Raw genomic sequence first — 25791 nt, forward strand, 5'->3', positions numbered from 1 at the left:
CCTTTAGGCGAAGGTCGCCGAGAAGGTGTCGAGCACGCTTTTCAGAGTGCCTTCCAGATCCTTGTCGAGGGCCTTCTTGGTGCGGATGCCGTCCAGCAGATCCTTGTGCTGGCTGTGCAGGCGGGCCAGCAGTTCGCTTTCGAAGCGACGAACGCTGCTTGTCGGGATGGCGTCCAGATAGCCGCGGGTGCCGGCATAGATCACGCAGACCTGCTCTTCGACGGCCTGCGGGGAATATTGCGGCTGCTTCAGCAGCTCGGTCAGACGCTCGCCACGGGCCAGCATCTTCTGGGTCGAGGCGTCGAGGTCCGAGCCGAACTTGGCGAAGGCGGCCATTTCGCGATACTGGGCCAGCTCGCCCTTGATCGCGCCGGCCACCTGCTTCATCGCCTTGATCTGGGCCGACGAGCCGACGCGCGACACCGAGATGCCGACGTTCACGGCCGGGCGGATGCCCTGGTAGAACAGGTCGGTTTCCAGGAAGATCTGGCCGTCGGTGATCGAGATCACGTTGGTCGGGATATAGGCCGAAACGTCGTTGGCCTGGGTTTCGATGATCGGCAGGGCCGTCAACGAGCCCGAACCATTATCTTCGTTCAGCTTGGCGGCGCGTTCCAGCAGGCGGGAATGCAGGTAGAACACATCCCCGGGATAGGCTTCGCGGCCCGGCGGACGGCGCAGCAGCAGGCTCATCTGGCGATAGGCGACGGCTTGCTTGGAAAGGTCATCATAGATGATCAGGGCGTGCAGGCCGTTGTCGCGGAACCACTCGCCCATGGCGCAGCCCGAGAACGGCGCCAGGTACTGCAAGGGCGCCGGCTCGGAGGCCGAGGCCACGACGACGATGGTGTAGTCCAGGGCGCCGCGCTCTTCGAGCGTCTTGACGATCTGGGCGACGGTCGAGCGCTTTTGGCCGATGGCGACATAGACGCAATAGAGCTTGGCGCTCTCGTCGGTGCCGGCGTTGGCGATCTTCTGGTTCAGGATGGTGTCGATGGCGACGGCGGTCTTGCCGGTCTGACGGTCACCGATGATCAGCTCGCGCTGGCCGCGGCCGACCGGGATCAGGGTGTCGATCGACTTCAGGCCGGTCTGCACGGGCTCGTGCACCGACTTGCGGGGTATGATGCCGGGCGCCTTGACGTCGACGCGGCGGCGTTCGGTGGAGACGATCGGGCCCTTGCCGTCGATCGGCTCGCCCAGCGGGTTGACGACGCGGCCCAGCAGGCCACGGCCGACCGGAACGTCGACGATCTCGCCGAGACGACGGACTTCGTCGCCTTCCTTGATGGCCTGGTCCTGGCCGAAGATCACGCAACCGACGTTGTCGCGCTCGAGGTTCAGGGCCATGCCCTTCACGCCGGCCTTCGGGAACTCGACCATCTCGCCGGCCTGGACGTTGTCCAGACCGTAGATGCGCGCGATGCCGTCACCGACGGACAAAACCTGGCCGACGTCCGAAACGGCGGCTTCTTCGCCGAAATTGGCGATCTGCGACTTGAGGATGGCCGAGATTTCGGCGGCGCGGATGTCCATGGCTGTCTTGGGCTCTCTGCGATTTTATATTTTGACGGCGCTTATAGAGGTTTAGGCGCGCTTCAGGGCGAATTTCAGGGAATCGAGCTTGCTGCGAAGCGAAGCGTCGAACAGGCGGGAGCCGACGCGCACCTTGATGCCGCCCAGGATGGACGGATCGACGAGCGTCGAGATTTCGGGAACCTTGCCCAGCGAGGCGCTGACGGCGGCCGAGACGCCCTGCAGCTGGGCGGGGGTCAGGGCCTTGGCGGTGACGACCTCGGCGGTGACGACGCCGCGATGCTTGGCCGACAGTTCGATGAAGGCGGTGACGGCGCCCATCAGGTCGCCAGCCCGGCCGTTGAGGGCCACCAGGCCCAGGAACTTGGCGGTGAGGATCTGGAAGCCAGCCTTGGCGGCGACGGCGCGGAAGCCCTTGGCCTTGTCCTCGGCGGTGAAGGCCGGGCTATCGATCAGACGGCGCAGGTCGGCGCTATCGGCCACCATCACGCGCAGCGATTTCAGGTCGGCCTCGACCTGGGTCAGCTGGTTGTTGTCGATCGTCAGTTCGAACAGGGACTGCGCATAGCGCTGACCCGCATCCGTCGCCTTGGTTTCGTCCGCCACTTGTTCCGCCCGGTGCGTTGCAAATCGCCGCGGACAAGAAGTTTAACCCTCATCCCGGCTTAAAGGCTTGAACGCGCTTTAGAAAAGCGCATTGAGGGCCGGCGCTGATGCACCACCCCGTCCGAAGCCGCGAGCCTGATAACACGCGTCCTTCGCACTCGCAACCAAGGCCGATGCGTAAGGTTTGCGCATCCCTGGCAAAAGCGGCGAGGCTAGGTCTGGATGACCCTGCGGAACACCGCCGAGGCCGCGGCGACCAGGGCGCCGTCGGCGGCGCGGACCTCGGCTTGGGCGAAAATCAGGCTGCGGGTCGAGCGCTCGATCCAGGCCTTGCTCGACGGCAGGCCCAACGCGTCCACTTGGGGCAGCCCGGCGTAGTCGATGGTGATCGAGGTGGGCAAGGTCGCGGGGCCAGCGATCTCCCGCAGGGCGTCTTCAAGCAAAGCAGCGGTTGATACTGTCATGTAGCGTCCATGGCCCCGCTCCCTTTTAACCAAAAGGGGCACGCGAAGAAAAAGGGCGGCGGAACAGGCCCGCCGCCCCATCAGGCGAATGTTCGAGGAAATAGCCAGACAGGGCGAGCAAGCGCCCGTACGCGTCCAGGTACTGGGAAAAGCTTACTTGGCCGCCAGGGCGGAGCCGCCCTTGGCCGCGACATTGCAGCGGGTCAGGTCGTCGGCGTCCAGCGACTTGGTCTCGCCACCGAAGGCGGCGACGCGGCCGACTTCCTTGGCCAAGACCTTGCACGACCCGGCGGTCAGGGCCCGCGACGGGGCGGCGGTCGAAACGCATTCAGCGCCTTCGCAGACGAAGACCGCGCCGCCGGCGACGACCTTGGTCTTGGCGGCCAACGGGTTTTCCAGGGCGACGGCGATGCGGCCATCGGCCAAGGCGGCGCCGGCGAACATGGAAACGGACAGGGCGGCGCAAGCCGCCAGGGTGCGGAGCTTCATGATGAGCCCTCCAGACATGCGGGGAGTAGGAATGATCGATGATCGGCGAAAAGCGAGTTACTGGTCGTTCGATCCGGGGATGGTCAGCATCGGTATCCCCACCGGTGCTTCGGATCAGAACTAAGCACTGCTTAGATATCAGTGTTCAGGGATTGCGCAAGCGTATTTGTTTCGCATGAGCATTTTTTAATGAAACGGGCGTTTCAGTCCGGCGCCACTCGGCCAGCTGCCGCCAAGCCGGATGTTCCGCCACGTCAGGGTTGGCGGGGGAGCGTCGCGGGCGCACGTTCCGAAAAACAGCTTCTAAGGGAGGCGCCGCCATGGACTTCAACCTGCCGCCGGAACTGACGGCCTATCTGGCGACGCTCGACGCTTTCATCGAAGCCGAGATCGCGCCGCTGCAAGCCGAGCACGACAATGAGCGCTTTTTCGACCACCGCCGCGAATGGGCCCGCACCGATTGGGACGGCGGCGGCCTGCCGCGCCGCGATTGGGAGGAGCTTCTCGCCAAGGCGCGAGGCCTCGCCGACGCCGCCGGCCACTACCGCTTCGCCCTGCCCCGCGAATACGGCGGCCAGGACGGCTCCAGCCTGTGGATGGCGGTGATCCGCGAGCACCTGGCGGCCAAAGGCCTGGGTTTGTTCAACGACCTGCAAAACGAGCACTCGATCGTCGGCAACAATCCGTTCGTGCTGATGATCCGCGACTTCGGCCGGCCCGACCAGCAGCACCTGATCCCCGACATGCTGGATCGCCACGCCTTCCGCCCGACTTTCGGCCTCACCGAGCCCAACCACGGCTCGGACGCCACCTTCATGGAGACCCGCGCCGTCCGCGAGGATCACAACGGCGTCGCTGGCTGGCGGATCGACGGCGAGAAGATGTGGACCACCGGCATGCACGCCGCCACCCACTGCGCCCTGTTCGCCCGCACCAGCGGCGAGGACGGCTCGGCGCGGGGCATCACATGCTTCCTGGTGCCGGCCCATGCGCCCGGCGTGAAGATCGAGGAATATCTCTGGACTTTCAACATGCCGACCGACCATCCCAGGGTCAGCTTCACCAGGGTCTGGGTTGCGGACGACGCGATGTTCGGCGCCGAGGGCGGCGGCCTGGCCCTGGCCCAGCACTTCGTGCACGAGAACCGCATCCGCCAGGCCGCCTCCAGCCTGGGCGCGGCCAGCTTCTGCATAGAAGAAAGCATCAAGTACGCCCGCGCCCGCAAGCCGTTCGGCAAGCCGTTGGCCGAGAACCAGGCGATCCAGTTCCCGCTGGTCGAGCTGTCCACCCAGGTCGAGATGCTGCGCCTGCTGATCCGCAAGACCGCCTGGGAAATGGACCAGATGTCCAAGCCCGAGGTGGAAAAGCGCCTCTCCGACAAGGTGTCGATGTGCAACTACTGGTCCAACCGCCTGGTCTGCGAGGCCGCTGACCAGGCCATGCAGGTTCACGGGGGCCTGGGCTATTCGCGTCACAAGCCGTTCGAGCACATCTATCGCCACCACCGCCGCTACCGGATCACCGAGGGGTCCGAGGAGATCCAGATGCGCAAGGTGGCCGCCTGGCTGTTCGGCTACATGGGACCGAGAAAAGCGGCGTTCGCGGACCTGTAGAGATGGGGACATGCCCTTGGGCGTGTCCCCATGCCGGGCGCGGAGCTTACGGGCGGGGACATGCCACAACGGCATGTCCCCGGCCGCAGGTCGTCATCCTGTTTGCATCCACGCGCGCCCCGTTCTTAAGTGCGCTTCGACAAAGCGGCGCAATCGCCGCATCCAAACAGGCCTCGAGGGACTTCCATGCGGATGCTGAAAACGATCGCCCGTCTCGCCCCCGTCATTGCAACCGTTTTCGTGGGGGCCGCCCTGCTGGCCGGCTGCGGCGTCAACAAGATCCCCACCCAGGACGAGGCGACCAAGACCGCCTGGGCCGAGGTGCAGAACCAGTACCAGCGCCGGGCGGACCTGATCCCCAATCTGGTCGCCACTGTGAAAGGCTACGCCGCCCAGGAAAAGAGCGTGCTGGTCGAGGTCACCGAGGCCCGCGCCAGCGCCACCCAGGTCAAGGTTGACGCCTCGACGATCACCGATCCGGCCAAGTTCCAGGAATATTCCGCCGCCCAGGACAAGCTGTCGGGCGTGCTGGGCCGGCTGATGATGATCCAGGAAAGCTATCCGGACCTGAAGTCCAACCAGAACTTCCTGGCCCTGCAGAGCCAGCTGGAAGGCACGGAGAACCGCATCGCCATCGCCCGCCGCGACTACAATCAGACCGCCCAGGTCTACAACACCACCCTGCGCACCTTCCCCAGCGTGCTGTGGGCCAAGACCCTCTATAGCGGCCAGAAGCCGGCCCAGCTGTTCCAGGCCACGGCCACGGCCCAGTCCGCGCCCAATGTCGACTTCAGCGCCCCGCCGGCCCCGACGGTGAACACCGGGCCCGCGCCGGCCCCGGCCCAGTAAATTGCTTTCTTATTTCCACTCATCCCGGCGAAGGCCGGGACCCAAGCCGAGTCTCCGATCGGAGCGCCGCGTCACAACTGCCCGCTCGGCTTGGGTCCCGGCCTTCGCCGGGATGAAGGGATTTATGGGCGCGCTTTTGGCGGCGCTCGCCCTGCTGGCCGGACCGGCGCTGGCCGCCCCTACCTTCCCGGCCCTGAGTGGCCGTGTCGTCGATGGCGCCAATGTCCTGTCGCCCCAGGTCGAGACCGAGCTGACCACCAAGCTGCAGGCCCTCGAACAGACAACCGGCCGCCAGTTGGTGGTGGTCACTCTGCCCAGCCTCCAGGGCTACGACATCGAGGACTATGGCTACCAGTTGGGCCGGACCTGGGGCATCGGCGAGAAGGGCAAGAACAGCGGCGTCATCCTTCTGGTCGCCCCCACCGAGCGCAAGGTGCGCATCGAGGTCGGCTACGGCCTGGAGCCAATCCTCACCGACGCCCTGTCCAGCGTCATCATCCAGAGCGCGGTCCTGCCGAAGTTCAAGGCCGGCGACATGCAGGGCGGGATCGTCGACGGGACCGACGCCGTCATCCAGCAACTGGCCCTGCCCGAGGACGAAGCCAAGGCGAAAGCCCAGCAGGCCTTCGACGTGCCGGCCACCGAGCGGTCGAGCGGCGGCGGGTCGATCTGGCCGCTGATCATCGGCCTGTTCCTCGTCGTCTTCATCGTTAGCCGCCTGTTCCGAGGCCAGCGCGGTGGCCGGTCGTCCGGCCTAGGCGGCGCCCTGCCGTGGATCATTCTCAACGGCCTGCTGAGCGGCGGCGGAGGCCGAGGCGGCGGCGGCGGCGGCGGCGGCGGCGGCTTCTCAGGCGGCGGCGGATCGTTCGGCGGCGGCGGATCGTCGGGGAACTGGTGATGAAGACCCTTTCAGAAGCCGACCAGGCCCGCATCGCCCAGGCCGTGGCCGAGGCCGAGAAGACCACGGCCGGCGAAATCTTTTGTGTGCTGGCTCCCGAGGTCGGCGACGACCGCCAGCCGCCGCTGATCTGGGCATTTGGAGCGGCCCTGCTGCTGCCGGCCATCGCCCTGGTGGCCGGCTTCCGGCCCGAAATGCTGACCCGGCTGTTCGGCGGCTGGACCGTGGGACACGCCGCCGCCCATGACGCGGCGATCCTGTCGGCCCTGCTGACCTATGCCGCCCTGCAGGCGGCGACCTTCGTCGTGGCGGCCCTGATCCTGGCCATACCGCCGGTTCGCCGCGCCTTGAGCCCCGCCTCGGCCAAGGCGGCCCGCGTGCGCCAGGCGGCCATGGACTATTTCCTGGCCAAGGACCTGCACCTGACCCGCGACCGCACCGGCGTGCTGATCTTCGCCGCCTTGGCCGAGCATCGCGTGGAAGTGATCGCCGACGAGGGCATCTATGCGCTCGCGCCGAACGCCGTCTGGGACGCGGTGGTCGCCGACCTGACAGCCGGCCTCAAGCGCGGGGCGATCGCCGATGGCTTCGTGGCCGCCGTGGCGCGCACTGGCGCGATCCTGGCCGCTCACGTCCCGCCGCGTCCTGGCGACAGTAATGAGCTGCCAGACAGCTTGACGGTTCTGCCGCGCTAAACGCCAAAGCACGCCTTCCCCAAGCGTCATCTTTCCCCCGCCCAAATCCGAGTCTAGGGTGGCCACAAATTCAAACTAACGTTTAAAGGGGAGTGCGCCCAATGCGCGAAGCGGTCATCGTCTCTTACGCTCGTACCGGTCTGGCCAAGTCGGCCCGCGGCGGCTTCAACAACACCCACGGCGCGGCCATGGCCGGCCACGCCATCCAGCACGCGGTGTCGCGCGCCGGCCTCGAAGGGGCCGAGGTCGAGGACGTGGCCCTGGGCTGCGGCGGTCCCGAGGGCGCCACCGGCATGAACGTCGCCCGCAACGCCGCCATCTGGGCCGGCCTGCCGGTCACCACCTCGGGCCAGACCATCAACCGCTTCTGCTCGTCGGGCCTGCAGGCCATCGCCACGGCCGCCAACTATGTCCGCAACGACGGGGCCAATGTCGCGATCGGCGGCGGCGTCGAGTCGATCTCGCTGGTGCAGGGCGGCGGTCACATGAACCGCTTCCACATCACCGAAGAAAAGCTGATGCGCGAGAAGCCGGCCCTGTGGATGGCGATGATCGACACCGCCGACATCGTCGCCAAGCGCTACAATATCAGCCGCGAGTACCAGGACGAATACGCCCTGCGCAGCCAGCAGCGGATCGCCGCCGCCCAGGCCAGCGGCCTGTTCGACAACGAGATCGTGCCGATGGCCACCAAGATGAAGGTGGTCGACAAGGTCACCAAGGAAGAGAGCCTCGTCGACTACGTGGTCACCAAGGACGAGTGCAATCGTCCCGAAACCACCCTGGAAGGCCTGGCCAGCCTGAAGCCGGTGATGGGCGATGGCAATTTCGTCACCGCCGGCAACGCGTCGCAACTGTCGGACGGCGCCGCCGCCGTGGTGATCATGGACGCCAAGGAAGCCGCCCGTCGCGGCCTGGAGCCGCTGGGCCTGTTCAAGGGCTTCGCCGTCGCCGGCTGCGAGCCTGACGAGATGGGCATCGGCCCGGTGTTCGCCGTGCCCCGTCTGCTGGAGCGCCATGGCCTGAAGGTCGACGACATCGACCTGTGGGAGTTGAACGAGGCCTTCGCATCGCAGTGCCTCTACAGTCGCGACCGCCTGGGCATCGATCCCGAGAAGTACAACGTCAATGGCGGCTCCATCGCCATCGGCCACCCCTTCGGCATGACCGGCGCCCGCTGCGCCGGCCACCTGCTGCTGGAGGGCAAGCGTCGCGGCGCCAAGCTGGGCGTGGTGACCATGTGCATCGGCGGCGGCATGGGCGCGGCGGGGCTGTTCGAGATCTTCTGAGGACAAGGATTGGGGGCATGTGCATGCGCATGTCCCCAGCCGCACCCCAGGTGCGCGCCCTTGAACGCCGGATATCCGCAACCATCTGTGTTGCCGATCACCGCTCATCGGAGCGGGATCCAGGACTCGCCGCCATGGCCGCCATCAAGTCGCTGTTCGCCCTGCTCGCCGTCGCCGCCGTGTCGATCGGCTTGCTGCTGCCGGTCCCCGGCGTCCACAAGGACGTCAACATGCAGGGCCGGCACGAGCTGATGGAGGTGGCGAACTAGGCTCGCCGGCGCCTAGGGCTGCTGGGCCGCCAGCGCCGCCGGCCGATCCGCGCAGCCTTTCAGCACCTCGCCATTCAGCGTCGCCTCGGCGCGATAGGCGTATTTTCGATCCGACATGCCGTCCGAACAGGCCTCGGGCGTCAGCTTGATGACCATGTGGCCCACGCCCCACGCGCCGACCTCGCCCTCGACCTTCACGCCGGTGTTGGCCGCGGTGACTTCCGACTGATCGGGACGCGACAGGCTCACGCCGTCGGCCCTGATCTTTCCGCCCCAGAACGGCTCGGTCCCCACCAGGTTGAAGTCGCCGGAGAAGTCCGGGCCGGGCGGGGCTGTGGCCGGCGCATCGGCCGGGGCCGAGGACGCGCCCTCGGACGCCCCCATCGGGGCCTCACCGCACGCCGCAAGCAACAGGATCGAGCAAACGGCGACGGTGGGACGAAGCATGGCGGCGCTATCCTCATTGGGCCAGCTCACGCTAGACTCCTCCGCGATGAATCGGAACGGCTCTCCTACCTTCTACGAATTCTTCGCCGGCGGCGGCATGGCGCGCCTGGGCCTGGGCGAGGCCTGGACCTGCGCCTTCGCCAACGATTTCGACCCCGTGAAGGCGAAGACGTATCGCGAGAATCACGCAGACGCCGGCTCTTCCAATGGCGAGGGGCACTTCCATGAAGGCGACGTCTGGAAGATTGCGCCGGACGACCTGCCCGGACAAGCCGACCTCGCCTGGGCCTCCAGCCCCTGCCAGGACTTCAGCCTGGCCGGGGCCCGCGCGGGCCTGCAGGGCGGCCGCTCCTCGGCCTTCTTCGGGTTCTGGAGGCTGATGGAGGCGCTGAGCGCTGAAGGTCGCTGCCCCGACACCGTGGTGGTCGAAAACGTGGTGGGCCTGCTGACCTCGCATGGCGGCGCCGACTTCACCGCCCTGTGCCGGGCGCTGTCCGAGCAAGGCTACCGCTTTGGTGCGCTGGAGATCGACGCGGCGCGGTTCACACCCCAGTCACGGCCCCGGGTGTTCGTGATCGCCACGCGGCTGCCGGTCGAGGGCCTGTCCGGCGAGAGCGCCTTCCACACCCGCGCCGTGCGCGAAGCCCATGCCCGCCTGCCCGCCGATTTGCAGGGCGCCTGGACCTGGTGGGGCCTGGCTGCGCCGCCGGCCCGCAATACCGACCTGGCCGCCGTGCTTGAGACCGACGACCACATGGCCTGGCGAACCGACGTGGCCACCCGGACCCTCCTCGACCTGATGGCCCCAGCCCATCGCGCGGCCGTCGAGGCTCGCAGGGCCTCGGGCGAACGCGCGGTCGGCGCGGTGTTCAAGCGCATGCGCGGCGGCGAGCAGCGGGCCGAGGTGCGGTTCGACGGCCTGGCCGGCTGCCTGCGCACCCCGCGCGGCGGCTCCTCGCGCCAGACCCTGCTGGTGATCGACCGGGGACAGGTCCGTTCGCGTCTTATCAGCCCCCGGGAGGGCGCCCGGCTGATGGGTCTGCCCGACAGCTATCGTCTGCCCAGGAGCCAGACCGCCGGCCTGCATGTGATCGGCGACGGGGTGGCGGCCCCGGTGGTGCGTTGGCTGGCGGAACAGCTTCTGACCCCGCTCGTCCTCAGGAAATCTGCGCGCCTCGCCGCCGAATGACCCGCTGACACGCCAAATCCCACGGCCTAAGGTGGGTTAAACCCAGGGCCGGCCCCAAACCTCCGACAGCGAGACTTCCCATGGACGACGCCTCCTCGACCTACGACGCAGCGCGGTTCAAGCGCAGCGGCCGCGGCAAGATCTACGACTCGATCCTCGACACGGTGGGCGACACGCCGCTGGTGCGCCTGCCCAACCTGACCGCCGAGCTGAAGCCCCAGGGCACGGTCGTGGCCAAGCTGGAATTCTTCAACCCGCTGGCCTCGGTCAAGGACCGGATCGGCGTGGCCATGGTCGAATATCTGGAGGCCAAGGGCCTGCTGCAGCCGGGCGGCGTCATCGTCGAGCCGACCAGCGGCAATACCGGCATCGCCCTGGCCTTCGTGGCCGCCGCCAAGGGCTATAAGCTGACCCTGGTCATGCCCGAGAGCATGTCGATCGAGCGCCGCAAGATGCTGCTGCTGCTGGGCGCCAAGCTGGAGCTGACCCCGGCCGAGAAGGGCATGCGCGGCGCCGTCGCTCGCGCCCAGGAGATCATCGACGCTACCCCAGGCGCGGTGATGCCCCAGCAGTTTGAAAACACCGCCAACCCGCTGATCCACCGCGTCTCGACGGCGGAAGAGATCTGGAACGACACCGCCGGCGCCGTGGACGCCGTGGTCTCGGGAGTGGGCACCGGCGGCACCATCAGCGGCATCGGCCAGGTGCTGAAGGCCCGCAAGCCGGGCCTGAAAATGGTGGCGGTCGAACCGGAAGCCTCGGCCGTGCTGTCGGGCGGCGCGCCCGGTCCGCACAAGATCCAAGGCATCGGCGCAGGCTTCGTGCCGGGCATCCTGGATCGCGGGGTGATCGACGAGATCATCCAGGTCAGCAACGACGACAGCTTCGCCATGGCCCGCCGCGCCGCCGCCACCGAGGGCCTGCCGGTCGGCATCAGCTCGGGCGCGGCCCTGACAGCGGCTTTCGACCTGGCGATGCGCGACGAGTACGCCGGCAAGCTGGTGGTGGCGATCATCCCGAGCTTCGCCGAGCGCTACCTCTCGACCGCGCTGTTCGAAGGACTCTGATCTGACCCCGGGGGCGACGGTCGTCTGTCGCCTCCGCGCGTTACGAGGCCATGACCGCCACGACCACCGACGTTTATGACGCCGCCAAGCGCTCGGCGGTGATGGCGCGGGTGAAGAGCACCGGCACCAAGCCCGAGCTGCTGATCCGCCGGATCCTCACCGACCTGGGCGCGCGGTACCGCCTGCACCGAAAGGACCTGCCGGGCTCGCCCGACGTGGTGATGCCAGGACGCCGGCTGGCGATCTTCGTGAATGGCTGTTTCTGGCACGGGCACGACTGCGCGCGCGGGTCGCGAGTCCCCAAGGCCAATCGCGACTACTGGGTCGCCAAGGTGGCGCGCAACGTGGCGCGCGACCAGCGGAACCTCACTGACCTGACGGCGGATGGCTGGCGGGTGGAGACGGTGTGGGAGTGTCAGATGAAGGATCGGGAGGCGTTGGAGGGCAGGCTAGCGGAGGTGCTCAAGAAATCCTCCTCCTGTGGGGGAGGATTTGATTAAGCCGCCGCCGCGCTTATCACCCCCGCCGACAGCACTTCACTGAGCGCCGTATAGAGCTGGCTGGGGTCGATCGGCTTGGCGACGTGGGCGTTCATGCCAGCGGCGTGGCAGGCTTCCCAGTCTTTCGGCGTGGCGGAGGCGGTGACGGCGATCACCGGGATGTCGCGGTTGGGACCTTCGCTCGCCCGCAGTTGCCGGGTGGCGTCGCGGCCGCCCATGCCGGGCATGTAGATGTCCATCAAGATGACGTCGAACATTTCGGACTGCAGCAGCTCCAGGGCCCGCTCGCCGGATTCGGCCAGGGTGGGCTGGATGTCGAAGGATTGCAAAACCAGCTCGATGGCCCGGCGGTTGACCACGTGGTCGTCGACCACCAGCACCCGGGCGCCAGCGATCGAAGCGCCGGCGACGCGGTCGTCCGCGCGCTCGGCCGCTTCGACGCGGATTTCCAGCCGGAACTTTGAACCCTTGCCGGGCTTGCTGGTCACCGTCAGGTCGCCGCCCATCAGGCGCGCCAGCTCGCGGCTGATCACTAGGCCAAGGCCCGAGCCGCCATGCTCGCGCACCACGGCCGAGGCCAGTTGGTCGAACGGCGTGAACAGCCGGTCCAGTTGCTCTTCGCTCAGGCCAGGCCCGGTGTCGGCGACCACGACCTCGAAGATCAGCGCCTCGCCGTCTTCGCGCGCGGCCAGGCGCACGGTGACCGCGCCGCGCGGCGTGAACTTGATGGCGTTGGACAGCAGGTTGTTGAGTACCTGGCGCAGGCGCATGGGATCGCCGGCCACCCAACGCGGCAGATGCGCCGCGCCCTCGACCCGCAGACGCAGGCCCTTCTTTTGGGCGTCGGGGCGCCAAAGGCGCAGGGTGTCGGCCATCGATTGGCGCAGGTCGAACGGGACCTTTTCGACACCCATCCGTCCCGCGTCGAGACGCGACAGGTCCAGCAGGTCATTGAGCAGGGTGCGCATCATGGCGCCGGCGTCACCGATCAACTGGGCGTGGGTCTTGGAGGCCGCGTCGGGCACGTCGCTGTGCAGGCGCGCGGCGCCGGCCAGGATGGCGCTGATCGGGGTGCGCAGCTCATGGCTGATCATCGCCACGAAGGCCGACTTGGCCGCCACGGCTTCCTCGGCCTCGTGCCGCCGACGCTCGGCCTCGTCCTTGGCGGCGGCCTCGGCATTCATGGCCTTCTCCAGGGTGCGGCCCGCCACCGCGACCGAGATGATCAGCAGGATGACGCCGAACCACAGGGCGTTGGCCAGGGGGGCGCCGGGATTGGCGGCCCTGGCCACGAACGGCACGATCATCAGATAGATCAGGTGGGGCGCGGCGGCCGAGATCGTCGCCGACCTCAGGCTGCTGTTGACGACGATGACATTGAGCAGGGCCCCGGCCAGCAGCAGGCCGCCCAGGGTGGGGGCGAAGCGCTCGTGCGAGGCGAACAGCGGCAAAGCGAGAAAACCGAAGATCGCCGAGGTGACGACCGGCATGATTCCCACCGCGATCCGCCGCCAGCCCTGGAAGCCGACCCCGGGATGCTTGATCGCCGCCTGGATCAGAAAAAGCTCCACCAGTTGGGCGCTCGCATAGACGCCGGCCCAGACCCAGGTCCAGGCGGCGCCGATGAAGACGTGCAACATCAGGGCGATCATCACGGTGGCGAGCACGCGCAGATAAACGTTGCCCCGCCGCGCGATCGCCGCCCGCACCTCACCCGACTGATGTTCGTTGATGCTCACGCCGCCCCCGGGTGATCCCGCGACCCCCGTCGCGCGATGGACCTAGCTCATAGCATAGAACGCTTTGACTAAGAGGGGATGAAAGCCGGCGTCTCATCGGCGCGACTCTTGGCGCGTGGCGACCGAAACCAACCTGCTACGTTGCCCAACAGGGGCTTTTTGACCGCGAGCGCGACATAAGGTGAGATTCGCGACCGTTCCTTGTCCCGCGGTTCCAGGCGGCGTGGCCGGGCGGACGCCGAACTTTCTCTGCAGCGACAACGGGTCGCAGCCTTAGATCTGCATCAGCTTAAGCCGCGCCCCGGCGCCGGAGACAAGGGTGAGGGCCGATCCGGGCAGGTCCAGGGTCTTGGCGAGGAAGACCAGCAGGCCAGCGTTAGCGGCGCCCTCGACGGGCGGGGCGGCGACCCGCACCTTCAGATAGGGTCGTCCGCCGGCCTCGACCACTCAGCTGTCGACGCCGCTCTATCGCCGCGCGGGGTATGTCCGCACGGCGATGTGTGGCTAGCCCAGGACGAGGAGCGGCGGGGCCAGATAGACGTTGAACAGGATGCGGATCACCGTCAGGGCCAACCAGGCGACGACCGGGCTGAAGTCGATGCCCCCGAGCGGCGGGACCACGCGCTGGATCGGACGCAGCACCGGGTCGGTGACTCGCTCCAACATGGTCAGCACCTGGAAGACAAAGTGGTTGCGGGTGTTGATGATGTCGAACTGCACTAGCCAGCCGACGATCGCCCTGGCGAAGATGAAGAAGATGGCCATGCCGATAACGGTGTTGACCAACCAGACGATAGCCGAGCCCATGGGCGTTCCCTACGTGACGTTATGGAGACGCATGTAGCCCTTCGGCCGTATCGCGCCAAGGACGCAACACCGTGCTTGACGCATAAGCCGCCCCGCCGTATTCCCCCGCTTCCTTGGGGCCGTAGCTCAGATGGTAGAGCGCCTCGTTCGCAATGAGGAGGTCAGGGGTTCGATTCCCCTCGGCTCCACCAAGGACTGCTCTTAAGATACGAATTCTACTCAGCAACTCCATGCCAGGCGCTGCGCGATCCCACAGACTTCCCCTCATTTTTATCGCGCTAGAGTGACACCTCATGCGGCGGTTTGGAGCGGATAGGGGCCGGCGCCGTTCATCCATTGAGCTTGGCCGCGCAGCTTGGATTTAGTACCTTATAGACGAGCAGACACCTTTTCCTGATGCGCGGTCCCTCCAGGTCCGGGACGCTATCTCTGGCGCGCGCGCCACCATGGGCGGAACGGCCGTCACGAATTGTCGCGGGCGTCGATGCCATGCAGCCATTGAAGCCAAGGCGCGAGGACAGGGGCCGGCACGGTGACCACCGATCTTCTCTGGACGTTCGTCGCCTTGGCGCTGGCCCCCTGCATCGGGAGCTTCGCCGGCTACGGCGCCCTGGCCGCGATCGCGGTCGCCTACGAGAAGCTGCGCGGCCGGCAGGCATGGGGGACCGCGATCCGCGCCTCCTGGGCGCGATCGGCGCGTGGGTCGGATGGGGCGGACTGCCCTCGGTCTTGGTCTGGGCCTGCGGCGCCGGACTGGGCTTGGCGGCGTCGACATGACGCATCGTGGACAGAGGAGGCCTCGAACGGCCGATCCGCACACCTGTGGATTTCCACAGGCGCGTTGCCACTTCCTTCGGATGGCAGTCGCCCTTACTCGACGCTGCGGCGCGCCTGTTACGCAGCGACAACCGAAACAAAGAGGCTGCGCTGCTCCATTTCAAGCCTGTTCTCCAATGAAGCTGTATTGGTAACGGATTCGACGGGTCTGGATCGCGCCGAGGATGCGCTCGATCTCGACGAAGGTTAGTTCGAACTCAGCGTGCCGTTGGCGACGCAAGTGTCCGCACAGGGGATCGTACTTGGCCATCCATTCAGCATGACGGAACGCGCCATGCTCCCTAAGAGCGCCACTCGGCCGCAATGGTGGGCGAACGTGACTGACTCCGACATGACCCATTTTCAGCGCAAGGCCTGGCGCGAGGCGGGCTACGACGCCTTCCCTCGTCGGCGGGGATCGCGTGAGGTTTAGGCGATCGGGTCAGCGAGGCCCGGCAGTTCAGCATTTGCCCTCCTAGCTTCTCGCCCGCCGGTCGGCCGAACGCATCGCTGTCTGTTCGGTCTGGACAAGGCCCGCGCGGCGCCCGACCGTCCCTCGCCGGGGGCAGGGCCCAGGCTTGAGGGGTCTGTCGTGCATATCCATAAATTCCTGCTGATGACGACCGCCTGCCTGGCCCTGGCTGGCTCGGCCCTGGCGGCGCCCGGGACCGACCTGGCCCGCCAGCGCGCCATCGCCGCCCGGGTCGAGATCGTCCGCGACGACTGGGGGATCGCCCATGTCCACGGCAAGAGCGACAGCGATGCGGTGTTCGGCATGGTCTATGCCCAGGCCGAGGACGACTTCAACCGCGTCGAGACCAACTACCTGACCGCCCTGGGCCGCACGGCCGAGGCGCCCGTGGCGTTGGGGGGCGGCGAGAAGGCGGTCTGGCAGGACCTGCGGATGAAGCTGTTCGTCGATCCGGCCGACCTTCAGGCCCGCTACGCCACCAGCCCGCCCTGGCTGAAGGCGCTGATGGACGCTTGGGCCGACGGGCTGAACTTCTACCTGGCCACCCATCCGGCCACCAAGCCCAAGGTCATCACCCATTTCGAGCCGTGGATGGCGCTGAGCTTTACCGAAGGCAGCATCGGCGGCGATGTCGAGCGGATCTCGCTGGGCGAGCTGGAGGCGTTCTATGGCAAGCCCGTCGCCTTGGCCGAGACGCGGGCCCGAGAGGTCGCAGACGCCATGGCCTTCAAGGAGCCGACCGGCTCCAATGGGATCGCCATCGCGCCGTCGATCACGCAGGACGGCCACGCCCTTCTGCTGATCAACCCGCACACCTCGTTCTTCTTCCGCTCCGAACTCCAGATGACCAGCGACGCGGGGCTGAACGCCTATGGCGCGGCGACCTGGGGGCAGTTCTTCATCTATCAGGGCTTCAACGCCCATGCCGGCTGGATGCACACCTCCAGCACCGTCGATGTGGTGGATGAGTTTGCCGAGACGATTCAGAAGAAGGACGGCAAGCTGGTCTACCGCTATGGGACCGAGGAACGCCCAGTGACGGCAGCGACCGTCGAGGTCCCCTACAGGACCGCCAATGGTTTGCTGGCCAAGAAGACCTTCACCACCTACCGCACCCATCACGGTCCGATCGTCCGCGCCCAGGACGGCAAGTGGATCGCCTTCGCCATGATGTACCGTCCGGTCGAGGCGCTGCAGCAGTCCTATCTGCGCACCAAGACCAGCGACTATGCCAGCTTTCTCAAGGTGGCCGAGCTCAAGGGCAATTCGTCGAACAACACCCTGTTCGCCGACGACAAGGGCGAGATCGCCTATCTGCACCCGCAGTTCATTCCTCAGCGCGACGACCGCTTCGATTACACCAAGCCGGTCGATGGCGCCGACCCGGCCACGGACTGGAACGGCCTGCACACGCTGTCCGAAGCGCCGCATATGAAGACCCCACCCAATGGCTGGCTGATGAACACCAATAACTGGCCCTATTCGATGGCCGGCCCCTACAGCCCCAAGCAAGCCGACTTCCCGCGCTACATGGACACCGTGGGCGAGACACCGCGGGGCGTCCACGCCACCCTGGTGCTGAGCGGCCGCAAGGACTTCACCCTGCCCGGCCTGATCGCCGCAGCCTATGACCCCTATCTGACCGCCTTCGCCGAACTGATCCCGACGCTGGCCAAGGCCTATGACGCCACGCCCGACGGCGATCCGACCAAGGCCCGCCTGGCCGCGCAGATGGCGGCGCTGAAGGGCTGGGATTACCGGTGGTCGGCCACCTCGACCGAGACCTCACTGGCGGTCTTCTGGGGCGAGGCCCTGTGGGCGAAGTCGGCGGCCGAGGCCAAAAAGCAGGGCATATCGGCCTACAAGGCCATGGCCGAGGCGATGCCCGCCCAGAAGCTGGCGGCCCTGGCGGAGGCCTCGGATAGCTTGACCGCCGACTTCGGCGACTGGCGCACGCCCTGGGGCCAGATCAACCGCTTCCAGCGCAACGATGGGGCCATCGTCCAGACCTTCGACGACGCCAAGCCCTCGATCCCTGTGCCCTTCGCCTCGGCCCAATGGGGCTCGCTGGCCTCGTTCGGGGCCAAGCGCTATCCGGGGACCAAAAGGTACTACGGGACCAGCGGCAACAGCTTCGTGGCGGCGGTGGAGTTCGGCCCCCGCGTCAAGGCCATGGCCGTTTCGGCGGGTGGCGAGAGCAGCGATCCGGCCTCGCCCCACTTCGCCGACCAGGTCCCGCGCTATGCCGGCGGCGACCTGCGGGAGGTCTATTTCTATCCCGACCAGCTGGCGGGTCACACTGAGCGCCGCTACCGGCCAGGCGAAACGCGTTGACAACTTAGACTTGAGTTTGCCGCCTTAACATCTCATGATGGCAACTTCACAGGGGTTGCTCATGCTCGGCGCTCATGGATTCCGGATGGCCCTGGTCGGCTGCGCGGCGTTGGTCCTGGCCAGTTGCGCCGTGTTCGCCCCGCCTTATGACGCCACGCTCGACCAGAAGACCACCACCGCCTACGAGGGCGTGGCCAGGCTGGCGGCCGAGGCCGAGATGGGCCTCTATCAGGACAAGGCCACCTATACCGGCAAGATCGGAACCTATGCCGACATCCAAGCCGCCCTGGCTGTGGCGGCTATCCGCGCCGGCTCCGCGCCGGTCGGCGGCAAGCCGGCGGGGGAGGCACGCGACCTGACGGTGAGCTTTCTGAAGGGCTGCAGCGGCCAGGTCTCGGGCCTGGCGACCCTTCACAAGACCTTCGGTATCGTCACCGGCACGGGGGCGACGACGGCGATGATGGTCAGCTGCGACCAGGCGGCCAAGGCCGTCGGCGCGATGAAGAACTAAGGCGGGCTCCGATGACCGACTTCGCGTCCCTCGACATCGACAGCGTCGATCAGCTGGTCTCCGTGCTCGAAGATGAGCTGGGCGGCGTCTCGACCCAGTGGTGGAACACCAACAAGGGCGTGGTCGCCGGCTATCTGCGCAGCCTGGCCGAGGCGACGATGCAGACCCGGACCGCCCTGTTCAATCAGCAGATCCCGCCCGAAGCGGCCGACATGATCATCCACAACCAGGAACTGGCCTTCAACCAGACCCTGCAGTTCACGAAGTTCACGACCCTGGTGTTGGCGCAGCAGCTCCTGAACGCGGCGTTCAAGGTGATCGGCTGGGTGATCTTCAACAAGACGGGGATTAACCTGGCGCCCAACCTGGTGCAGCCGACGGATGGCGCCAGCGGCTGAGGCGCGCATGCTCCCTCTCCCAGAGGGAGAGGGAGAGGGCCCAGACGTTCGATCTATGCCCGAACCCGGCCTAGCCTTCGCGCTGGTCGCGCTTGGCCAGCACCCGCAGGCGCAGGGCGTTGAGCTTGATGAAGCCGCCGGCGTCGCGGTGGTCGTAGGCGACCTTGCCCTCTTCGAAGGTGACCAGGTCCTGATCATAGAGACTGTAAGGGCTTGTCCGGCCGATGATCGAGACATTGCCCTTGTAGAGCTTGACCCGCACCTGGCCGGTGACCTTGGCCTGGCTGTAGTCGATGGCCGCCTGCAGCATCTCGCGTTCGGGGGCGAACCAGAAGCCGTTGTAGACGAGCGATGCGTACTTCGGCATCAGCTCGTCCTTCAGGTGCATCGAGCCGCGGTCGAGGGTGATGCTCTCGATGCCACGGTGAGCCGCCAGCAATATCGTGCCGCCTGGGGTCTCGTAGACGCCGCGCGACTTCATGCCGACGAAGCGGTTCTCGACCAGATCCAGCCGACCCACGCCGTTGTCGCGGCCCAGTTCATTGAGCTTGGTCAGCAGGCTGGCTGGTGAAAGCGCCACGCCGTCGATGGCGACCGGGTCGCCCTTCTCGAAATTGATGGTGAAGACGTGCGGCTTATCGGGCGCGTCTTCTGGCGCAATGGTGCGCATGTGCACGAATTCGGGAGCCTCGACGGCCGGATCTTCCAGCACCTTACCTTCCGACGAGGAGTGCAGCAGGTTGGCGTCGACGCTGAACGGCGCCTCGCCGCGCTTGTCCTTGGTGATCTGGATCTGGTGCTTCTCGGCGAAGTCCAGCAGGGCCTCGCGCGACTTGAAGTCCCACTCGCGCCACGGGGCGATCACGTGGATGTCGGGCTCGAGCGCGTAATAGCCGAGCTCGAAACGGACCTGGTCATTACCCTTGCCGGTGGCGCCATGGCTGACCGCGTCGGCGCCGACCTTGCGGGCGATCTCGATCTGCTTCTTGGCGATCAGCGGCCGGGCGATCGAGGTGCCCAGCAGATACTGGCCCTCATAGACCGTGTTGGCGCGGAACATCGGGAAGACGTAGTCGCGCACGAACTCCTCGCGCACGTCCTCGATGAAGATGTTCTCCGGCTTGACGCCTGCGGCCAGGGCCTTGGCCCGCGCCGGCTCGATTTCCTCGCCCTGGCCCAGGTCGGCGGTGAAGGTCACGACCTCCGCGCCATATTCGGTCTGCAGCCACTTGAGAATGATCGAGGTGTCGAGACCGCCCGAATAGGCAAGCACGACCTTCTTCACGGGCTTGGCGGCCATGGGCGGGAGTCCTTTTAGAAAAACACAAAAGTCGGAGAAACAAGGCTCGCGGGGGCGTTTAGCGCGGTTTCGCGACGATTGAAACGCTAGCGTTGGCGCCAGACGCTCAGAGCTTGATCTGGCCTTCCTCGGCCAGCTGGTTGAGCGCGCGGCGGACCTGGGTCAGGTGGACCACCGCGAAGATCGCCGCCAGGATCGCCCGCACGCACAGCAGGATGATCGCCACGTCCAGCCCCGCCGGCTTGCGGCTCTCGGCCATCAGCCACAGGCTGAGCAGGAAGGTCGCGGCCGGCAGGGCGATCAGCGCCGCCCCGCGCGAGGCCCGCCACACCGTGGCCCCCGCCGGCGACCACAGCACCGGAAGCTTGACGTCCTTGCCGATCTTGCCCCAGGCCATCCGCGAGGCCCCGGCCATGATCGACAGCGACAGGATCCAAAGCACGTCGCCGATGACGCCCAGGAGGTTCACGAGCGTGTCTCAGCACGACGGGCTCTTTGACGTTTGACCGCCGCAAGCCATCCCGCTTGCATGAAGACTGTCCCAAACAGCCAAAAAATCACAAAGCCTGACGCGAGATCGAACGCCCCATCCTCACGGACGAAAGCAGGGATCAGGCCTCCACCCAGAACAGCCATCGAGAGCGGCCCCCAGATGTGAAGCCGGGAATTCTTTCGCGTGCACGATCCCCACTGGCGTGTCTGAATTTCCTCGAAGGGCTTGGTCAGACGCCACGCCTTGCCCGCCAGCATGGCGCACACCGCAACGACCGCGACCCAAACGCCTAGCAGGATCGCGCCTGCGGTCATCTAGACCGTCACCTGCGCGCCCAGCTCGACCACCCGGCCCGGCGGGATCTTGAAGAAGTCGGTCGGATTAGCGGCGTTCTTCATCAGGAAGATGAAGATCCGGTCCTGCCAGAGCGGCATGCCGCTATTGGCCGACGGCACGATCGAGCGGCGGCCCAGGAAGAAGCTGGTGGCCATGATGTCGAACTTCAGCCCCTGCTGCTTGCGCAACAAGGCCAGGGCCTTGGGCACATTGGGGCTTTCCATGAAGCCGTAGAAGATCTCGACCTTCTTGAAATCGGCGTTGATCGCCTGGGTGCGGATGCGGTCGTCCTCGGCCACCCGGGGGGTCTCGGCGGTACGGACGGTCAGCACCACATTGCGCTCATGCAGCACCTTGTTGTGCTTGAGATTGTGCATCAGCGCGACCGGGGTCATGTCAGGATCTGAGGTCAGGAAGATCGCCGTGCCGGGGCAGCGGTGCGGCGCGCGGGCCCGCAGGATCTCCATCAGGTCGACCAGGGGGACGGAGTCCCGGCGGGTCTTGTCGGTGAGGATCTGGCTGCCGCGCACCCAGGTGGCCATGATCGTGAACAGCGCCGCGCCGATCAACACGGGCAGCCAGCCGCCGGTGAAGAACCGCAAGGCGTTGGCTGACAGGAAGGTCAGGTCCAGCAGCATGAAAGGGATCAGGAAGGCCAGGGCGGCGGGGGTCTTCCAGTTCCACAGCCGGCGCATGACGATATAGGCCATGCAGGTGGTGACCACCATGGTGCCGGTCACCGCCAGGCCATAGGCGTGAGCCAGGGCCGACGAGGTCTGGAAGGTGAACATGATCGCCAACACTCCCAACAGCAGCATGGTGTTTAGCTGCGGCACGAAGATCTGGCCTGACTGGGTCTCCGACGTGCGCTTGATATCCTGGCGCGGCATCAAGCCCAGCTGGATCGCCTGCTGGGTCAGGGAAAAGGCTCCGGTGATCACCGCCTGGCTGGCGATGACGGTGGCCGCGCCGGCCAGCAACACCAGCGGCAGCCGCAGGAACTCGGGAGCCATCTCGAAGAACCAGTTCAGCTCCGGCATCGGCCGGCCTGCCGCTTCGGCGACGTCGAGGGTGTGGAGGGCGAAGGCGCCTTGGCCCAGATAGTTCACCGCCAGGCAGGGCAGGACGAAGAATAGCCAGGCGGCCTGGATCGGCCAACGCCCGAAGTGGCCCATGTCGGCCGACAGGGCCTCGGCCCCGGTGACGGTCAGGAACACCGCGCCCAGCACGATGAAGCCGGCCATGCCATGGTCGAACAGGAAGGCGACGGCGTAGTAGGGGTTGATCGCGGCCACGATGCCGGGATTGTCGGCCAGGTGATAGGCGCCCAGGACCAGCATCACCGCAAACCACACGGCGCAGACCGGGCCAAACAGCTTGCCGACCGTGGCCGTGCCCCGGCTCTGGATGAAGAACAGGCCCAGAAGCATCACGGTGGCGATGACCAGCACCACCTGGGTGGTGACGTGGGCCTCAAGCGCCGGAATGGTCCTCAAGCCCTCGACCGCCGAAAGCACGGAAATGGCCGGGGTGATCACCGCGTCGCCATAGAACAGCGCCGCGCCGGTGACGCCCAGCACGAAGACCAGCGTCGTGCGCCGCCCGATGGCCCGTTGCGCCAGGGCCATCAGCGACAACACCCCGCCTTCGCCCTTGTTGTCGGCGCGCATGATGAACAGCACGTATTTGACGGTCACGACGAGGATCAGCGCCCACAGGGCCAGCGACACCACGCCGAGAATCTCGGATCGGGTGATGCCGTCCTTGGCGGCGGCGTGCAGCGCTTCCTTGAAGGCGTAAAGCGGACTCGTGCCGATGTCGCCGAACACGACACCGACAGAGCCGACGGCCAGGGCCAGGAAACTATGACCTTTTACGGCATGGCCTGCTTGCGGAGGGACGTCACATGGGGCGGCGCTATTGGGAGCGGGTGCGCCAGAGGCTTCGGAAGCCATTCAATCCCTCCGGGGTCGCCCTCGCAAAACGCGGTGCGGAGCCCCATATCGGTCAAGCGGGGCGCGATACACCCAATCCTGCTCCGGTTCAATCGCGACCTGATCCGGTATAACAACGATAGTTTTCGCCCTAGGCGGTTTTTCGCCGCCGATAATTTTTGATTGAACGCGCGAGCGACGCCCTTAGGGTCCTGCCACAGAAAAATGTCCGACAGTCAGAAATTCCCCGTGGCGGCCCACGCCCTCGCCTATCTGGCGCACAAGAACGCCTTTTCGGCGGATCGCGCCGTGGCGAGCGCCGAACTGGCCGCCTCCGTCCCGACCAACCCCGTGGTGGTTCGCCGGGTCACCGCCATGCTTGGCAAGGCGGGACTGATCGGCGCGCGGGCCGGGGCCAATGGCGGCGCCTGGCTGCTGAAGCCGCCGGAACAGATCACTCTGGACGTGGTGTTGCGAGCCGTGAACGGCTGCGCCCACCTCGGCGTCGCGCCCAAGGGCGTCAAGGGCTGCCCGGTCGGCGAGAAGATTCCCGACGCCGTGCGCGGCGCCATGGCCGCCGCCGACACTGCCGTAGCCGAACGTCTGGCCCAGATCTCGGTGGCCGACCTGCTGTCGGGCGCGGCGAACGCGTCGTCGGTTGCGGCCTAGTCTAGAAGACGTCGGCCGCATTGGCGGTCGGCTTCGCGCCGGGCAGCGCGCGACGCACCAGGATCCAGACGCCTGAGCCGATCGCCGATATGCCAGCGTTCATGAACAGGCCGATCACGAGAAGAAAGGCCAGAACGCCCAAGGCCTGAGCGGGGTTGGTGGCCGCCTGGCCGTTCATGTTGAACATCCCCGGCGCCGTCGCCACCATCAGCAGCCCGAGGCCGGAGAACGCCAACTGACAGGTCGCCGCAATGGTGAAGGTCACCACGAACAACGCCCCAAACGACGCCGATCTCAGGTAGGACATTCAGATTTTTCCCTGGGTCAGCGATCCACCTCGTCACCCTGGCGGGTCACATCGGAATTGTCGAGCTTGGCGCTGTCACGCCGCCTGAAGCGGCCCTCAGAATAACTGCACCATTAACTGTTACTGATCTCCTGCCGTCGCCGGGACCGTGATTATGTAATCGCTACCGTTTCAGTTTCGAAACGGCCACCGGTATCACGGGCATCCGCCATGAGCAAAGTCGCCATCGTTTATCGCTCGGGTTACGGCCACACCGCCGTCCTGGCCGAAAGGGTCGCCGAAGGCGTCCGTGACGCCGGCCAGACCCCGGTCCTGCTGAAGATCGAAAACGCCGCCCAGGACTTCGCGCCGCTGATCGACAAGATCAGCCAGGCCGACGCCGTCGTCTTCGGCGCCCCCACCTATATGGGCGACGTCTCCGGCGTGTTCAAAGTCTTCGCCGACGCCACCGCCGCCCGAGATCACCCCGCCGGCCGGCGACCGCGAGACCGCCCGCCTGCTGGGCGTCCGCGTCGCCGAAGCGGCCGTGCGCTGGACGCGCGGCGCCCAGCCGGCGCTGAGCGAAGCCGCCTAGCCGACACCACCGTCCATCCTTCCTGATCCCCCAGTCCGAAGGACGGGCCTGGGGCGCTGAGCCCGAGCGCCCACTCGCTTCTTTCGTGCGTCAGGGACGCGCTTGCACCAAATCGGCCGCCGTGCTTCGTCTTGGCGACCCTTGACCTCGCTTGGACATAACCCCGCATGGCCCGCCGTCTCGCCCTGATCACCGGCGCCTCCGCCGGCATCGGGGCCGCCTTCGCCCGCATCTATGCCAGCCACGGCTATGACGTGGCCCTGACCGCCCGGCGGCTGGACCGGCTGGAGGCCCTGGCCGCCGAGATCCGCCTGCGGTTCGGCGTCGAGGCCTATCCGATCGCAGCCGACCTGGCCGACCCCGCCGGCGTTGACACGGTGCTGGCCGGGATCGAGGCCCAGGGCCGGGTCGTAGACGCCCTGGTCAACAACGCCGGCTACGGCCTGCCCGGGACCTATGCCGCCACCCGCTGGGAGGACCAGGCCGCCTTCCTGCAGGTGCTGCTGGTCTCGGTCTGCGGCCTGACCCACAAGGTGCTGCCAGGCATGGTCGAGCGCGGCTACGGCCGGATCGTCAATGTCGCCTCGCTAGCCGGCCTAACCCCCGGCGCGGCCGGCCACACGCTCTACGCGGCGACCAAGAGCTTCCTGGTGAAGTTTTCCCAGAGCCTGCACCTGGAAAACCAGGCAACGGGCGTGCATGTCTCGGCCCTGTGCCCCGGCTTCACCTGGTCGGAATTCCACGACGTCAACGGCACCCGCGCCCAGGTCAGCCAGTCGCTGCCGACCTGGCTGTGGCTGGGCGCTGACGAAGTCGCCGCCACCGGCTACGAGGCCGCCGAGGCCAACCGTGTCGTCTGCGTGCCCGGCGCGCCGAACAAGGCCATCGCCGTGCTGGCCAAGTTGATCCCGGACGACTGGGCCCTGGCGCTGATGGCCAGCCAGGGCGGGCGGTTTCGGAAGCTTTAGAGCATTTCCCGACCTGACTGCGTCAGGCCGTGAGCTCTAATCTTCTGTTTTGACGCATTTTTCTTCACGCGAACCGGAACCACTTCGCCCGAAAAATGCTCTAGGTTTGCGTTCTGCTCCCCTTTTCGGCCCCACAAGGGGAGGCGATCGCGCAACGATCGGTGCGGAGATTTGGGATTGTCGATCCGGGTTGTGGCGCCTGCGGACCAGACCTCACCCAAA

At 66.6% G+C, this 25791-nt stretch carries 28 protein-coding genes, 1 tRNA gene and 1 pseudogene; 17 read left to right on the forward strand and 13 right to left on the reverse strand.

What is annotated here, in order from left to right:
• Positions 1-3: 3 nt before the first annotated feature.
• The 4 genes from atpA to ACP696_RS07420 form a co-directional block, all read right to left on the reverse strand.
• Positions 4-1536 (reverse strand): F0F1 ATP synthase subunit alpha, encoded by a 1533-nt coding sequence (gene atpA / locus ACP696_RS07405; RefSeq protein WP_426010832.1) that lies wholly within the window; start codon positions 1534-1536, stop codon positions 4-6.
• Positions 1537-1587: 51 nt separating this feature from the next.
• The gene (locus ACP696_RS07410; RefSeq protein ID WP_426010830.1) at positions 1588-2142 is read right to left on the reverse strand and encodes a F0F1 ATP synthase subunit delta; all 555 of its coding nucleotides are present in this window, start codon (positions 2140-2142) and stop codon (positions 1588-1590) included.
• Between the two features lie 212 nt (positions 2143-2354).
• Positions 2355-2606 carry a hypothetical protein gene (locus ACP696_RS07415; protein WP_426043625.1) on the reverse strand — a complete coding sequence of 84 codons (252 nt, stop codon included), beginning with the start codon at positions 2604-2606 and terminating at the stop codon, positions 2355-2357.
• 153 nt (positions 2607-2759) lie between these two features.
• Positions 2760-3095: a CC_3452 family protein gene (locus ACP696_RS07420; protein ID WP_426010826.1), complete on the reverse strand. Its 336-nt coding sequence runs from the start codon at positions 3093-3095 to the stop codon at positions 2760-2762.
• Between the two features lie 320 nt (positions 3096-3415).
• Here ACP696_RS07420 and ACP696_RS07425 point away from each other — a divergent pair, with 320 nt between their 5' ends.
• From ACP696_RS07425 to ACP696_RS07450, 6 genes are all read left to right on the forward strand, one after another.
• A complete protein-coding gene (locus ACP696_RS07425; protein WP_426029983.1) occupies positions 3416-4708 on the forward strand; it encodes an acyl-CoA dehydrogenase family protein in 1293 nt (430 codons plus the stop codon).
• Positions 4709-4894: 186 nt separating this feature from the next.
• Positions 4895-5557, forward strand: a complete 663-nt coding sequence (locus ACP696_RS07430; RefSeq protein ID WP_426010822.1) for a LemA family protein — start codon at positions 4895-4897, stop codon at positions 5555-5557.
• 124 nt (positions 5558-5681) lie between these two features.
• Entirely contained in the window at positions 5682-6455 is a 774-nt protein-coding gene (locus ACP696_RS07435) for a TPM domain-containing protein (RefSeq protein ID WP_426043626.1), read from the forward strand.
• Entirely contained in the window at positions 6455-7150 is a 696-nt protein-coding gene (locus ACP696_RS07440; protein WP_426043627.1) for a TPM domain-containing protein, read from the forward strand. Before ACP696_RS07435 ends, ACP696_RS07440 begins: the two co-directional genes overlap by 1 nt.
• A 101-nt stretch (positions 7151-7251) precedes the next feature.
• A complete protein-coding gene (locus tag ACP696_RS07445; RefSeq protein ID WP_426010817.1) occupies positions 7252-8439 on the forward strand; it encodes an acetyl-CoA C-acyltransferase in 1188 nt (395 codons plus the stop codon).
• Between the two features lie 134 nt (positions 8440-8573).
• Positions 8574-8708: a hypothetical protein gene (locus tag ACP696_RS07450; protein WP_426043628.1), complete on the forward strand. Its 135-nt coding sequence runs from the start codon at positions 8574-8576 to the stop codon at positions 8706-8708.
• A gap of 12 nt (positions 8709-8720) precedes the next feature.
• Here ACP696_RS07450 and ACP696_RS07455 read toward each other — a convergent pair whose 3' ends face one another.
• Positions 8721-9185 (reverse strand): hypothetical protein, encoded by a 465-nt coding sequence (locus ACP696_RS07455; RefSeq protein ID WP_426043629.1) that lies wholly within the window; start codon positions 9183-9185, stop codon positions 8721-8723.
• 16 nt (positions 9186-9201) lie between these two features.
• On the opposite strand from ACP696_RS07455, the gene ACP696_RS07460 reads away from it, so the two are divergent.
• The 3 genes from ACP696_RS07460 to ACP696_RS07470 all read left to right on the forward strand — a co-directional run bounded on the left by ACP696_RS07460 (position 9202) and on the right by ACP696_RS07470 (position 11911).
• The gene (locus ACP696_RS07460) at positions 9202-10344 is read left to right on the forward strand and encodes a DNA cytosine methyltransferase (RefSeq protein ID WP_426043630.1); all 1143 of its coding nucleotides are present in this window, start codon (positions 9202-9204) and stop codon (positions 10342-10344) included.
• An 80-nt stretch (positions 10345-10424) separates the two neighbouring features.
• The gene (cysK, locus tag ACP696_RS07465; protein WP_426043631.1) at positions 10425-11411 is read left to right on the forward strand and encodes a cysteine synthase A; all 987 of its coding nucleotides are present in this window, start codon (positions 10425-10427) and stop codon (positions 11409-11411) included.
• Between the two features lie 50 nt (positions 11412-11461).
• Positions 11462-11911: a very short patch repair endonuclease gene (locus tag ACP696_RS07470; RefSeq protein WP_426010811.1), complete on the forward strand. Its 450-nt coding sequence runs from the start codon at positions 11462-11464 to the stop codon at positions 11909-11911.
• On the opposite strand, the gene ACP696_RS07475 is transcribed toward ACP696_RS07470, so the two are convergent.
• The 3 genes and pseudogenes from ACP696_RS07475 to ACP696_RS07485 form a co-directional block, all read right to left on the reverse strand.
• The gene (locus tag ACP696_RS07475) at positions 11908-13563 is read right to left on the reverse strand and encodes an ATP-binding protein (RefSeq protein ID WP_426011294.1); all 1656 of its coding nucleotides are present in this window, start codon (positions 13561-13563) and stop codon (positions 11908-11910) included. The genes ACP696_RS07470 and ACP696_RS07475 overlap by 4 nt on opposite strands.
• 360 nt (positions 13564-13923) lie before the next feature.
• Positions 13924-14186: pseudogene (locus tag ACP696_RS07480) on the reverse strand (DUF167 domain-containing protein).
• On the reverse strand, positions 14155-14457 hold the full coding sequence (locus tag ACP696_RS07485) for a YggT family protein (RefSeq protein WP_426010809.1): 303 nt from the start codon (positions 14455-14457) through the stop codon (positions 14155-14157). The pseudogene ACP696_RS07480 and the gene ACP696_RS07485 overlap by 32 nt, the downstream one beginning before the upstream one ends.
• Before the next feature lie 115 nt (positions 14458-14572).
• Here ACP696_RS07485 and ACP696_RS07490 point away from each other — a divergent pair.
• The 5 genes from ACP696_RS07490 (at position 14573) to ACP696_RS07510 (ending at position 18988) form a co-directional block, all read left to right on the forward strand.
• Positions 14573-14648 (forward strand) — tRNA-Ala (locus ACP696_RS07490).
• Positions 14649-14989: 341 nt separating this feature from the next.
• Positions 14990-15484: a hypothetical protein gene (locus ACP696_RS07495; RefSeq protein WP_426010807.1), complete on the forward strand. Its 495-nt coding sequence runs from the start codon at positions 14990-14992 to the stop codon at positions 15482-15484.
• Between the two features lie 381 nt (positions 15485-15865).
• A complete protein-coding gene (locus tag ACP696_RS07500; RefSeq protein ID WP_426043632.1) occupies positions 15866-18079 on the forward strand; it encodes a penicillin acylase family protein in 2214 nt (737 codons plus the stop codon).
• 61 nt (positions 18080-18140) lie between these two features.
• On the forward strand, positions 18141-18590 hold the full coding sequence (locus tag ACP696_RS07505; RefSeq protein WP_426010803.1) for a hypothetical protein: 450 nt from the start codon (positions 18141-18143) through the stop codon (positions 18588-18590).
• 11 nt (positions 18591-18601) lie between these two features.
• A complete protein-coding gene (locus ACP696_RS07510) occupies positions 18602-18988 on the forward strand; it encodes a hypothetical protein (protein ID WP_426010801.1) in 387 nt (128 codons plus the stop codon).
• A gap of 70 nt (positions 18989-19058) precedes the next feature.
• On the opposite strand, the gene ACP696_RS07515 is transcribed toward ACP696_RS07510, so the two are convergent.
• From ACP696_RS07515 to ACP696_RS07530, 4 genes are all read right to left on the reverse strand, one after another.
• Positions 19059-20288 carry an argininosuccinate synthase gene (locus ACP696_RS07515; protein ID WP_426010799.1) on the reverse strand — a complete coding sequence of 410 codons (1230 nt, stop codon included), beginning with the start codon at positions 20286-20288 and terminating at the stop codon, positions 19059-19061.
• Positions 20289-20394: 106 nt separating this feature from the next.
• A complete protein-coding gene (locus ACP696_RS07520; protein WP_426010797.1) occupies positions 20395-20757 on the reverse strand; it encodes a hypothetical protein in 363 nt (120 codons plus the stop codon).
• Complete coding sequence (locus ACP696_RS07525; RefSeq protein ID WP_426010796.1) at positions 20754-21095, reverse strand: hypothetical protein; 342 nt, start codon at positions 21093-21095, stop codon at positions 20754-20756. The genes ACP696_RS07520 and ACP696_RS07525 overlap by 4 nt, the downstream gene beginning before the upstream one ends.
• Positions 21096-23072 (reverse strand): potassium transporter Kup, encoded by a 1977-nt coding sequence (locus ACP696_RS07530; protein ID WP_426043633.1) that lies wholly within the window; start codon positions 23070-23072, stop codon positions 21096-21098.
• A 204-nt stretch (positions 23073-23276) separates the two neighbouring features.
• Between ACP696_RS07530 and ACP696_RS07535 the strand changes: the two genes are divergently transcribed.
• Positions 23277-23720, forward strand: a complete 444-nt coding sequence (locus ACP696_RS07535; protein WP_426010792.1) for an Rrf2 family transcriptional regulator — start codon at positions 23277-23279, stop codon at positions 23718-23720.
• A gap of 1 nt (position 23721) precedes the next feature.
• On the opposite strand, the gene ACP696_RS07540 is transcribed toward ACP696_RS07535, so the two are convergent.
• Complete coding sequence (locus ACP696_RS07540; protein ID WP_426010791.1) at positions 23722-24027, reverse strand: hypothetical protein; 306 nt, start codon at positions 24025-24027, stop codon at positions 23722-23724.
• A 210-nt stretch (positions 24028-24237) separates the two neighbouring features.
• Here ACP696_RS07540 and ACP696_RS07545 point away from each other — a divergent pair, with 210 nt between their 5' ends.
• Positions 24238-24627 (forward strand): flavodoxin family protein, encoded by a 390-nt coding sequence (locus ACP696_RS07545; RefSeq protein ID WP_426010789.1) that lies wholly within the window; start codon positions 24238-24240, stop codon positions 24625-24627.
• A 141-nt stretch (positions 24628-24768) separates the two neighbouring features.
• Positions 24769-25569 (forward strand): SDR family NAD(P)-dependent oxidoreductase, encoded by an 801-nt coding sequence (locus tag ACP696_RS07550; protein ID WP_426010787.1) that lies wholly within the window; start codon positions 24769-24771, stop codon positions 25567-25569.
• Positions 25570-25791: the final 222 nt, after the last annotated feature.

Source organism: Caulobacter sp. DWR3-1-2 (genome assembly GCF_049896225.1).
GTDB lineage: Bacteria > Pseudomonadota > Alphaproteobacteria > Caulobacterales > Caulobacteraceae > Caulobacter.

What these genes read in the sequence shown, in the direction of transcription:
- atpA (WP_426010832.1), bottom strand. Translation starts at nt 1,536, where the DNA reads ATGGACATCCGCGCCGCCGAAATCTCGGCCATCCTCAAGTCGCAGATC.
- ACP696_RS07415 (WP_426043625.1), bottom strand. Translation starts at nt 2,606, where the DNA reads ATGACAGTATCAACCGCTGCTTTGCTTGAAGACGCCCTGCGGGAGATC.
- ACP696_RS07420 (WP_426010826.1), bottom strand. Translation starts at nt 3,095, where the DNA reads ATGAAGCTCCGCACCCTGGCGGCTTGCGCCGCCCTGTCCGTTTCCATG.
- ACP696_RS07425 (WP_426029983.1), top strand. Translation starts at nt 3,416, where the DNA reads ATGGACTTCAACCTGCCGCCGGAACTGACGGCCTATCTGGCGACGCTC.
- ACP696_RS07430 (WP_426010822.1), top strand. Translation starts at nt 4,895, where the DNA reads ATGCGGATGCTGAAAACGATCGCCCGTCTCGCCCCCGTCATTGCAACC.
- ACP696_RS07435 (WP_426043626.1), top strand. Translation starts at nt 5,682, where the DNA reads ATGGGCGCGCTTTTGGCGGCGCTCGCCCTGCTGGCCGGACCGGCGCTG.
- ACP696_RS07440 (WP_426043627.1), top strand. Translation starts at nt 6,455, where the DNA reads ATGAAGACCCTTTCAGAAGCCGACCAGGCCCGCATCGCCCAGGCCGTG.
- ACP696_RS07445 (WP_426010817.1), top strand. Translation starts at nt 7,252, where the DNA reads ATGCGCGAAGCGGTCATCGTCTCTTACGCTCGTACCGGTCTGGCCAAG.
- ACP696_RS07450 (WP_426043628.1), top strand. Translation starts at nt 8,574, where the DNA reads ATGGCCGCCATCAAGTCGCTGTTCGCCCTGCTCGCCGTCGCCGCCGTG.
- ACP696_RS07460 (WP_426043630.1), top strand. Translation starts at nt 9,202, where the DNA reads ATGAATCGGAACGGCTCTCCTACCTTCTACGAATTCTTCGCCGGCGGC.
- cysK (WP_426043631.1), top strand. Translation starts at nt 10,425, where the DNA reads ATGGACGACGCCTCCTCGACCTACGACGCAGCGCGGTTCAAGCGCAGC.
- ACP696_RS07470 (WP_426010811.1), top strand. Translation starts at nt 11,462, where the DNA reads ATGACCGCCACGACCACCGACGTTTATGACGCCGCCAAGCGCTCGGCG.
- ACP696_RS07475 (WP_426011294.1), bottom strand. Translation starts at nt 13,563, where the DNA reads ATGATCGCCCTGATGTTGCACGTCTTCATCGGCGCCGCCTGGACCTGG.
- ACP696_RS07485 (WP_426010809.1), bottom strand. Translation starts at nt 14,457, where the DNA reads ATGGGCTCGGCTATCGTCTGGTTGGTCAACACCGTTATCGGCATGGCC.
- ACP696_RS07505 (WP_426010803.1), top strand. Translation starts at nt 18,141, where the DNA reads ATGCTCGGCGCTCATGGATTCCGGATGGCCCTGGTCGGCTGCGCGGCG.
- ACP696_RS07510 (WP_426010801.1), top strand. Translation starts at nt 18,602, where the DNA reads ATGACCGACTTCGCGTCCCTCGACATCGACAGCGTCGATCAGCTGGTC.
- ACP696_RS07515 (WP_426010799.1), bottom strand. Translation starts at nt 20,288, where the DNA reads ATGGCCGCCAAGCCCGTGAAGAAGGTCGTGCTTGCCTATTCGGGCGGT.
- ACP696_RS07525 (WP_426010796.1), bottom strand. Translation starts at nt 21,095, where the DNA reads ATGACCGCAGGCGCGATCCTGCTAGGCGTTTGGGTCGCGGTCGTTGCG.
- ACP696_RS07530 (WP_426043633.1), bottom strand. Translation starts at nt 23,072, where the DNA reads ATGGCTTCCGAAGCCTCTGGCGCACCCGCTCCCAATAGCGCCGCCCCA.
- ACP696_RS07535 (WP_426010792.1), top strand. Translation starts at nt 23,277, where the DNA reads ATGTCCGACAGTCAGAAATTCCCCGTGGCGGCCCACGCCCTCGCCTAT.
- ACP696_RS07540 (WP_426010791.1), bottom strand. Translation starts at nt 24,027, where the DNA reads ATGTCCTACCTGAGATCGGCGTCGTTTGGGGCGTTGTTCGTGGTGACC.
- ACP696_RS07545 (WP_426010789.1), top strand. Translation starts at nt 24,238, where the DNA reads ATGAGCAAAGTCGCCATCGTTTATCGCTCGGGTTACGGCCACACCGCC.
- ACP696_RS07550 (WP_426010787.1), top strand. Translation starts at nt 24,769, where the DNA reads ATGGCCCGCCGTCTCGCCCTGATCACCGGCGCCTCCGCCGGCATCGGG.